Here is a 9,609-nt window from a genome sequence, read left to right on the forward strand (position 1 = left end):
GTTGGGGCCCGGCGGGGCCCCCACACATAATCTCTGCTTGACCCGCCCCCGCGCCCGCGCCCCCCCCACAACCCGGCGCCGCGCGGCCCGTTGGACCGCGGCAACGCCCGGATCAGGCCGCTTCGGGCGCCGGCTTGTTCAGGCCCAGCCAGCCGCCGATGATGCCGCGGGCTTCATCCACGCCCTGGCGGGCGGGACCGGAGAAGGTCTGCACGCTGACGGTATCGCCGAAGGAGGACTGCAGTTCCTTGCGCACCTTCTGCAGGGCGATGCCCTGCTGGCCACGGCCGAGCTTGTCGGCCTTGGTCAGCAGCGCGTGCGCCGGCAGGCCGCGCTGCACCGCATAGGCGAGCATCTGGCGGTCGTAGTCCTTCAGCGGGTGACGGATGTCCATCACCACCACCAGGCCACGCAGGGCCTCGCGGGTACGGAAGTACTGGTCGATGAACGCCTGCCAGTGCGCCTGCAGATCCAGCGGGACCTTGGCGTAGCCGTAGCCGGGCAGATCGACCAGCTTGGCCTCCGGGGTGACCTCGAAGAACACCAGCTGCTGGGTGCGGCCGGGGGTCTTGGAGACCCGGGCCAGGCTGTTCTGGCGGGTCAGGGCGTTGAGGGCACTGGACTTGCCAGCATTTGAGCGACCGGCAAAGGCGACTTCCGCGCCCACGTCTTCCGGCAATTGCCGGGTGTTGTGGGCCGAAAGCAGGTATTGGGCGCGTTCGAGGAGCAATGACATGGGCATAGGATCGCATGTCCGGGCCCGATCCGCGCTGCCCGCGCTCGGTTTTGCTGCACCCTGCGTTGACCGTGGCGTGAAACGGCGTTGATAATCGGGCGATCCCCGCGGTTGCGGTCCCGCAACCGCCAGGCCGGTCCACACGGAGCTTCCGCATGCGCCATGCTCGCGTTCTTGCCGTTTCCGCACTTGCTGTATCGCTGCTCGCCGCCGTTGCCGTTGCCCAGACCTCGATCACGCCCCTGCCGGACAACGGGCCGATCAAGACCGCCTCGCTGGAGGTCGATTTCAGCAAAACCACCTGGGGCGATCCCAAGGCCGGGCAGACCAAGGCGGCCGCCTGCGCGGCCTGTCACTCGGCCGATGGCAATTCCACGGTGGAGATGTACCCGAGCATCGCCGGCCAGAGCGAGCGCTACAGCGCCCAGCAGATGGCCCTGATCGCCAATGGGCAGCGCACCTCCGGGGCTTCGGCGGCGATGGTGCCGTTCGTGCAGGACCTCACCCCGCAGGACATGCGCGACATCGGTGCCTACTTCGCCACGCAGAAGGCCACGGCCGGCATCGCCGACGATGGCGCGGTGACCGAGGGCCCGTACGCGGGCAAGAAGTTCTATGAGATCGGCCAGCAGCTGTATCGCGGCGGCGATGCCGAGCGCGGCATCCCGGCCTGCATGGCGTGCCACGGCCCCACCGGCGCGGGCAATCCCGGCCCGGCCTACCCGCATATCAGTGGCCAGCACGCAGCGTATGTCGCGCGCCGCCTGCAGGAGTACCAGGCCGGGACCACCCAGGAAACGGACAAGGCCCACTTCCAGATCATGGCCACGATCGCCAAGTCGTTGACCGAGCAGGAAATCCAGGCCCTGGCCAGCTACCTGCAGGGCCTGCACAACCGGGCCGATGACGTCGCCGCAGCCGCCACCCCGGTCGCCGGAGGCGCGCAGGCTCCCTGACGACCGCCCACCCCGCAGCGCATCCCCTTGGTCGGATGACGGATGCGGACGCCCCGGCCGGCGGGGTATGTTCACTGGCACGCCGGCGACTGGGCCGGCGTCGTTTTTTCTGTATGGAGATGGATGTAGATGACGTTGATGCCCCGCCTGATGTTGTTGCTGCTGGCCCTGAGCCCGTTGACCACCCTCGCTGCCACCCCGGCCCCGCTGGTGGAGGGCAAGGATTACGAACGCATCGCCGATGCCGGTCCGTTCGCGCCGCTGGCCGGCAAGATCGAAGTCGTGGAGATGTTCGGCTACACCTGCCCGCACTGCGCGCACTTCGAGCCGCAGCTGGAAGCCTGGGCCGCCAAGCTGCCCAAGGACGTCCGCTTCACCCCGGTGCCGGCCGCTTTCGGGGGCGTGTGGGATTCGTTTGCCCGCGCCTACTACGCCGCCGACCAGCTGGGCGTGGCCAAGCGCAGCCACCGCGCCATGTTCGATGCCCTGCATGAGAAGGGCTCGCTGCCGATGCAGAACGTCTCGCCGGATGAACTGGCCGCGTTCTACCAGGGCTTTGGCGTGGCCCCGGCGCAGTACATCACCGCGCTCAAGAGCGACGCCGTGGATGCCAAGGTCAAGGCCGCCCGTGCCTTCGCCCTGCGCACCAAGGTGCCCGGCACGCCGACGCTGATCGTCAATGGCGTGTACCTGGTCAAGGGCGACTCGTTCGAGTCGATGCTGCGCAATGCAGATGCCCTGATCGCCCGTGCGCGCAGCGGCAAGGCGCTCTAACAGCGCTCGCTGAACCATCACGCACCGTGCACGCGGGACGCTCGTTTCCGCGTGTCATCATGCTTCCCTGGCCGGTGCTTCCAGCATCGGCCCCACCATGCTCATCCGCTGGAGATGCTTCGATGAAGACCCGTTTCGCCATTACGCTCATGGCCCTGCTGCCGATCCTGGCTGCCTGCAAGGCGCAGGACGGTACCGCCAACACCACCGCCCCGGCCGAACCGGCCGCGCCGAGCAGCACCCCGGCCACCGAAACGGCCCCCCCGAGCGAGCAGGCCCCGGCCGCCAGCGGTGAAACCGCCGCCGCCGAGACCGCCGCTGCCGAAGCCACCACCCCGGCGCCGGCGCCGGCCTCGTCGCGCCCGACCGGCCCGGAGCCGGTTGCCGGCACCGACTATGTGGTGATCGAGAATGGCCAGCCGTTCCAGCCGGCCACCGGCAAGATCGAAGTCGCCGAAATCTTCGGTTACGTGTGCCCGGCCTGCGCCGCGTTCCAGCCGCTGATCGGGCCGTGGAAGGCGGGTCTGCCGAGCGATGTCAATTTCGTCTACGTGCCGGCCATGTTCGGCGGCACCTGGGATGACTACGGCCGTGCGTTCTACGCCGCGCAGGCCATGGGCCTGCAGGAAAAGACCCACGAAGCCATGTACGCCGCGATCCATGCCGAGCAGAGCCTGAAGGGCGAGCGCGGCCGTGATTCGGTCGACGACATCGCCAACTTCTACGGCAAGCACGGCGCCGACCCGAAGCAGTTCGCCGCGATGATGGGCAGCTTCGCCGTCAACGCCAAGACCAACTCGGCCAAGCAGTTCGCCCAGCGCAGCAAGATCTCCGGCACCCCGTCGGTGATCGTCAACGGCAAGTACCTGGTCAAGGGCAAGGGCTTCCCGGACATGCTGCGCATCGCCGATCACCTGATCGCGCGCGAACGCGCCGGCAAGGCCAACTGATCCAGCGATAGCGAACCGTCGTGACCTCCCCCCACACGCGGACCCTGCGCCTGCTGACGGCCAATATCCAGGCCGGTTCGAGCACCCGCCGCTACAGTGACTACGTGACCCGCAGCTGGTCGCATGCACTGCCGGCCGGGCGTAAGCGAACCAGCCTGGATGCCATCGCGCAGATGGCCCGCGAACACGACATCGTCGGCCTGCAGGAGGCCGATCCCGGCAGCCTGCGCTCGGGCTTCACCAACCAGACCCACTATCTGGCCGAGCGCGCCGGCTTCAATTACTGGAGCCACCAGCCCAACCGCCGGATGGGTGGGGTGGCCTCCAGCGCCAACGGCCTGCTCAGCAAACTCGAGCCGGTCGAGGTCCAGGACCACGCCCTGCCCGGCCGGATCGGCGGGCGCGGCGTGCTGCTGGCCAAGTTCGGTGAAGGCAGCCAGGGCCTGGCGGTGGCGGTGGCGCATCTGTCCTTGGGGACCAATTCGCGCATGTCGCAATTGGCCTTCATTGCCGATCTGCTCTCCGACCACCCCAACGCCGTGCTGATGGGCGATTTCAACTGCCTGGCCGAACGGCCGGAAATGCAGGTGCTGTACCAGAAGACGACGCTGCAGCCGCCAGGCTGCGTGGTGCCGACCTTCCCCAGCTGGCGCCCGGACCGGGCGATCGACCACATCCTGCTCAGCGACGGCCTGCAGCAACGCAGTGCCGAAGCCGTGCCGGCCGCGTTCTCCGATCACCTCGCGCTGGCGATGTCGATCGATGTACCGAGCAGCGCGCTGCGCTGACCCCTGTGCACCCGCCGCCCTTGCGCGGCGGGCATCGTGAGCGTGTAAACAGGCTGTCCACAGCGCCTGTGCGATAAATCCCGCCGTCTGCCGCTCCGGCACCGGGAGTATCCCCCACCCCATGAGTACCGTGGAGCCGCCTCTGCCCGAGGTGCGCACGCTTCGACCCGTGTTCCTGCTTGCCGCCACGATCGTGGCGGCATTCGCCATTCTGGTCACCGTGTTTCCCATCGATGCCGGCGTGATGCTGCTCGATGCCCAGACCTGGGCCTCGCGCAATGTCGGCTGGTATTACCTGCTGGCGATGACCGTGTACCTGGTGTTCGTGGTCGGCGTGGCGTTGTCCGGCTATGGCAACGTCAAACTCGGCGCGGACCATGACGAGCCGGAGTTCAGCTATCTGTCCTGGGCCGGCATGCTGTTCGCCGCAGGCATCAGCATCACCCTGTTCTTCTTCTGCGTCTCCGAGCCACTGACCCATTACCTGTTGCCGCCGCAGGGCGGCACCGGCAGTGGCGAGGCCAGCGCGCGCCAGGCCATGCAGCTGCTGTTCCTGCACTGGGGCCTGCATGGCTGGGGCGTGTTCGCGCTGGCCGCGATGGCGCTGGCCTACTTCGCCTACCGCCACAACCTGCCACTGGCGCTGCGCTCGGCGCTGTATCCGTTGATCGGCAAGCGCATCAACGGGCCGATCGGCTACACCGTGGATGCCCTGGGCATCGTGGCCACCGTGTTCGGCCTCGGCGCGGACATGGGCTTTGGCGTGCTGCATCTCAACGCCGGCCTGAACACCTTGTTCCCGGTGCCGCACGCGGCCTGGGTGCAGGTCGGGCTGATCGTGCTGATGATGGGCGCGGCGATCACCGTGGCCGTGTCCGGCGTGGAGAAAGGCGTGCGCTGGATGTCCAACATCAACATGCTGCTGGCGATCTCGCTGCTGCTGTTCATGCTGTTCGCCGGCCCCACCCAGTACCTGCTCAATGCCTTCATGCAGAACATGGGCGACTACCTGGGCAACGTGGTCGGCAAGAGTTTCGATGTGTACGCCTACGGCGGGCGCCCGGACTGGCTGGGCAACTGGACGGTGTTCTACTGGGCCTGGTGGATCGGCTGGGCGCCGTTCGTGGGCCTGTTCATCGCGCGCATCTCGCGCGGCCGCACCATCCGCGAATTCGTGCTTGGCGTGCTGCTGATCCCGCTGGGCTTCACCCTGGCCTGGCTGTCGATCTTCGGCAACAGCGCGCTGGACCAGATCCTGCATCACGACCAGGTACACCTGGCGCAGATGGCGGTGGAGAACCCGCCGACCGTGCTGTACGCGCTGCTGGAGAGCTATCCGTGGAGCCGCGCCGTCATCGCGGTCACGGTGATCGTCAGCTTCATCTTCTTCGTCACCTCGGCCGATTCCGGCACGGTGGTGCTGTCCACGCTGTCCTCGCAGGGCGGCAATCCGGAAGACGACGGCCCGCGCTGGTTGCGCGTTTTCTGGGGCGTGATGACCGGTTTGGTCACCGCCGGACTGCTGCTGGCCGGCAGCATGGATGCACTCAAATCCGCAGTGGTGCTGGCCTCGCTGCCGTTCTCGGTGGTGTTGCTGCTGATGCTATGGGGCCTGACCCGAGCGCTGGGCGAAGAGTCGCAGCGCAAGAAAGCCTCGCAGTACTCGCCGATCCCATTGATCGGGCAATCGCGACACCAGCGCGGCTGGCGCCAGCGCATCACCCAGGCGGTGCATTTCCCGGTCCGCGACGAGGTGTACCGGTTCATGGATACCGATGTGAAGCCGGCGATCGAAGCCGTCGCGGCGCAGCTGCTCGAACAGGGCCTGGATGTGCAGACGAAGTTCGAGCCGGGTCACATGGAGCTGCTGGTGGACCATGGCGAACAACAGGTGTTCACCTACCAGGTGATCATGCGCGGCTACCTCACGCCTTCGTTCGCCGCGCAGCGCTTCCGCAACCAGCGTTACTACCGCGCCGAAGTGCATCTTTATGAAGGTGGACAGGACTACGAGCTGTTCGGCTACAGCCGCCAGCAGATCATCAACGACATCATCGATCAGTACGAGCGTCACCTGCAGTTCCTGCATCTCACGCGTTGACGCACTGATCTCCCGCTGCAAAGGAGTCACCGACATGCCTACCCTCCCCGACCAGCTGCTGTACATCGGCGGCCGCTACGTTCCCTCCCAGGGCGGACAGACCTTCCAGGTCATCAATCCGGCCAACGGCGAGCTGCTCGCCAACGTCCACAGCGCCAACAGCGACGATCTCGACGCTGCCGTGGAGAGCGCCCAGGCCGGCCAGAAAGCATGGGCCGCGCTGACCACCGTGGAGCGCTCGCGCATCCTGCTGCGGGCGGTCGCGCTGCTGCGCGAGCGCAACGATGCACTGGCCGAGCTGGAATCGCGCAACACCGGCAAGGCCCTGAGCGAAACGCTCAGCGTGGACGTGGTCACCGGTGCGGACGTTCTGGAGTACTACGCCGGCGTCATGCACGGGCTGGAAGGCAGCCAGGTGCCGCTGCGTGAGAGCAGCTTCTTCTACACCCGGCAGGAGCCCCTTGGCGTGGTCGGCGCGATCGGTGCCTGGAACTACCCGATCCAGATCGCGCTGTGGAAGGCCGCCCCCGCGCTGGCCGCCGGCAACGCGATGATCTTCAAGCCCAGCGAAGTGACGCCGCTGACCGCGCTGAAGCTGGCGGAAATCTTCACCGAGGCCGGCCTGCCCGATGGCGTGTTCAACGTGCTGCCCGGCGATGGCGCCGGCGTCGGCTCGGCATTGACCGAGCATCCGCTGATCGAGAAGATCTCCTTCACCGGCGGCACCGCCACCGGCCGCAAGGTGATGGCCAGTGCCTCCAGCTCCACGCTCAAAGACGTCACCATGGAGCTGGGGGGCAAGTCGCCGCTGATCATCTGCGCCGACGCCGATCTGGACCTGGCCGCCGACGTGGCGATGATGGCCAACTTCTACAGCTCCGGTCAGGTGTGCACCAACGGCACCCGCGTGTTCGTGCCGCGCAGCACCCTGGCCGCGTTCGAAGCCAAACTGCTGGAACGGGTCAAGCGCATCCGCATCGGCGACCCGCTGGCCAAGGACACCAACTTCGGCCCGCTGGTCAGCGCCGCGCACATGCAGCGCGTGCTTGAGCACATCGCCAGCGGCAAGGCCGAGGGTGCACGGCTGGTCTGCGGCGGCGAACGGCTGACCGACGGCACGCTGGGCAAGGGCTGCTATGTGGCACCGACGATCTTCAGCGATTGCCGCGATGACATGCGCATCGTGCGCGAAGAGATTTTCGGGCCGGTGATGAGCCTGTTGGCGTACGACGACGAAGACGAGGCCGTGCGCCGCGCCAACGACACCGATTACGGTCTCGCCGCCGGCGTGGTCACGCCGGACCTGGCGCGCGCGCATCGCCTGATCCATCAGCTCGAGGCCGGCATCTGCTGGGTCAACAGCTGGGGCGAATCGCCGGCACAGATGCCGGTGGGCGGTTACAAGCAGTCCGGTGTCGGCCGCGAAAACGGGCTGGCCACGCTGCGTGCCTACACCCGCACCAAATCCATCCAGATCGAACTGGACCGCTACGCGTCGGTGTTCTGAACCGGCCTTACCAGGAGACACCGCGATGAAGCGCGAATACGACTACATCATCATCGGCGCCGGGTCGGCCGGCAACACGCTGGCCGCGCGCCTGACCGAAGACGCCGGCGTCAGCGTGCTGCTGCTGGAAGCCGGTGGCCCGGATTACCGGATGGATTTCCGCACCCAGATGCCGGCCGCACTGGCTTATCCGCTGCAGGGCCGCCGCTACAACTGGGCGTATGAAACCGAGCCGGAACCCTACATGGACAACCGGCGCATGGAGTGCGGCCGCGGCAAGGGCCTGGGCGGTTCCTCGCTGATCAACGGCATGTGCTACATCCGCGGCAACGCGATGGACTTCGACCAGTGGGCCAGCTTCGACGGCCTCGAGGACTGGAGCTACCACGACGTGCTGCCCTACTTCCGCAAGGCGGAAACGCGCGACATCGGCGCCAACGACTACCACGGCGGCGACGGCCCGGTCAGCGTGGCCACGCCGAAGAACGGCAACAACGTGCTGTTCCACGCGATGGTCGAGGCCGGCGTGCAGGCCGGCTACCCACGTACCGATGACCTCAACGGCTACCAGCAGGAAGGCTTCGGCCCGATGGACCGCACGGTGACCCCGCGCGGGCGCCGCTCCAGTACCGCGCGCGGTTACCTGGACATGGCCAAGGACCGTGAGGGACTGGAGATCGTGGTGCACGCCACCACCGACCGCATCCTGTTCGCCGGCAAGCGCGCGGTGGGCGTGCGCTACCTGGCTGGCAACAGCGCCGAGCCGATCGACGCTACCGCCCGCCGCGAGGTGCTGCTGTGCGCCGGGGCGATCGCCTCGCCGCAGATCCTGCAGCGCTCTGGGGTGGGCGCGCCGGCGTTGCTGGCCGCACTTGGCGTACCGCTGGTGCACGACCTGCCCGGCGTCGGCGAAAACCTGCAGGATCACCTCGAGGTGTACATGCAGTACGCCTGCAAAAAGCCGGTCTCGCTGTACCCGGCGCTGCAGTGGTGGAACCAGCCGGCGATCGGTGCGGAATGGCTGTTCGCCGGCACCGGCATCGGTGCCAGCAACCAGTTCGAGGCCGGTGGCTTCATTCGCACCCGCGAGGACTTCGACTGGCCCAACATCCAGTATCACTTCCTGCCGGTGGCGATCAATTACAACGGCACCAACGCGGTCAAGGAACACGGCTTCCAGGCGCACGTGGGGTCGATGCGCACGCCCAGCCGCGGCCGCGTGCATGCGAAGTCGCTGGACCCGCGTGAGCACCCTTCCATCCTGTTCAACTACCAGTCCACCGACCAGGACTGGCAGGAGTTCCGCGACGCGATCCGCATCACCCGCGAGATCATCGCCCAGCCCGCGCTGGACGAATACCGTGGCCGCGAGATCAGCCCGAGCGCCGAGTGCCAGACCGATGCGGAGCTGGATGCCTTCGTGCGCGCACATGCCGAGACCGCCTACCACCCCTCCTGCTCGTGCGCGATGGGCACCGATGCGATGAGCGTGGTCGACGGCCAGGGCCGTGTGCACGGGATGGAGAGCCTGCGTGTGGTGGATGCCTCGATCATGCCGCGCATCATCACCGGCAACCTCAACGCCACCACGATCATGATCGCCGAGAAGATCGCCGACCGGATCCGGGGGCGTGCTCCGCTGCCGCGCAGCACGGCGGCGTATTACGTGGCCGGGGACGCACCGGCCAGGCGCTGAGGGCGCCGCGATCCATCGGTAGGGGCCCACCCTTTGGAGGGGCACCAATACGGGAAATTCCCGCCCCAGGGCCGCGACAAGCCACCAGGTAATTGGGGGCC

8 protein-coding genes are annotated in these 9,609 nt (G+C 67.3%); 7 read left to right on the forward strand and 1 reads right to left on the reverse strand.

The window, feature by feature from the left end:
• Window positions 1-112: 112 nt before the first annotated feature.
• Window positions 113-736 carry a ribosome biogenesis GTP-binding protein YihA/YsxC gene (gene yihA / locus ABE571_RS18570; protein WP_070473671.1) on the reverse strand — a complete coding sequence of 208 codons (624 nt, stop codon included), beginning with the start codon at window positions 734-736 and terminating at the stop codon, window positions 113-115.
• A 155-nt stretch (window positions 737-891) separates the two neighbouring features.
• On the opposite strand from yihA, the gene ABE571_RS18575 reads away from it, so the two are divergent.
• The 7 genes from ABE571_RS18575 to betA all read left to right on the forward strand — a co-directional run bounded on the left by ABE571_RS18575 (window position 892) and on the right by betA (window position 9,508).
• Complete coding sequence (locus ABE571_RS18575) at window positions 892-1,692, forward strand: c-type cytochrome (RefSeq protein ID WP_313212704.1); 801 nt, start codon at window positions 892-894, stop codon at window positions 1,690-1,692.
• 129 nt (window positions 1,693-1,821) lie between these two features.
• Entirely contained in the window at window positions 1,822-2,466 is a 645-nt protein-coding gene (locus tag ABE571_RS18580; RefSeq protein WP_313219602.1) for a thiol:disulfide interchange protein DsbA/DsbL, read from the forward strand.
• A 122-nt stretch (window positions 2,467-2,588) separates the two neighbouring features.
• Window positions 2,589-3,416, forward strand: coding sequence for a thiol:disulfide interchange protein DsbA/DsbL (locus ABE571_RS18585; RefSeq protein WP_313219601.1), 828 nt, complete (start codon window positions 2,589-2,591; stop codon window positions 3,414-3,416).
• Window positions 3,417-3,466: 50 nt separating this feature from the next.
• On the forward strand, window positions 3,467-4,204 hold the full coding sequence (locus ABE571_RS18590; protein WP_172838073.1) for an endonuclease/exonuclease/phosphatase family protein: 738 nt from the start codon (window positions 3,467-3,469) through the stop codon (window positions 4,202-4,204).
• A 121-nt stretch (window positions 4,205-4,325) separates the two neighbouring features.
• Complete coding sequence (gene betT / locus ABE571_RS18595; RefSeq protein ID WP_313219600.1) at window positions 4,326-6,305, forward strand: choline BCCT transporter BetT; 1,980 nt, start codon at window positions 4,326-4,328, stop codon at window positions 6,303-6,305.
• 34 nt (window positions 6,306-6,339) lie between these two features.
• The gene (gene betB / locus ABE571_RS18600) at window positions 6,340-7,812 is read left to right on the forward strand and encodes a betaine-aldehyde dehydrogenase (protein ID WP_313212700.1); all 1,473 of its coding nucleotides are present in this window, start codon (window positions 6,340-6,342) and stop codon (window positions 7,810-7,812) included.
• A 25-nt stretch (window positions 7,813-7,837) separates the two neighbouring features.
• Window positions 7,838-9,508 (forward strand): choline dehydrogenase, encoded by a 1,671-nt coding sequence (betA, locus tag ABE571_RS18605; RefSeq protein WP_346494380.1) that lies wholly within the window; start codon window positions 7,838-7,840, stop codon window positions 9,506-9,508.
• The last annotated feature ends 101 nt before the right edge of the window (window positions 9,509-9,609 follow it).

Source organism: Stenotrophomonas sp. TWI273, from assembly GCF_039674765.1.
GTDB lineage: Bacteria > Pseudomonadota > Gammaproteobacteria > Xanthomonadales > Xanthomonadaceae > Stenotrophomonas.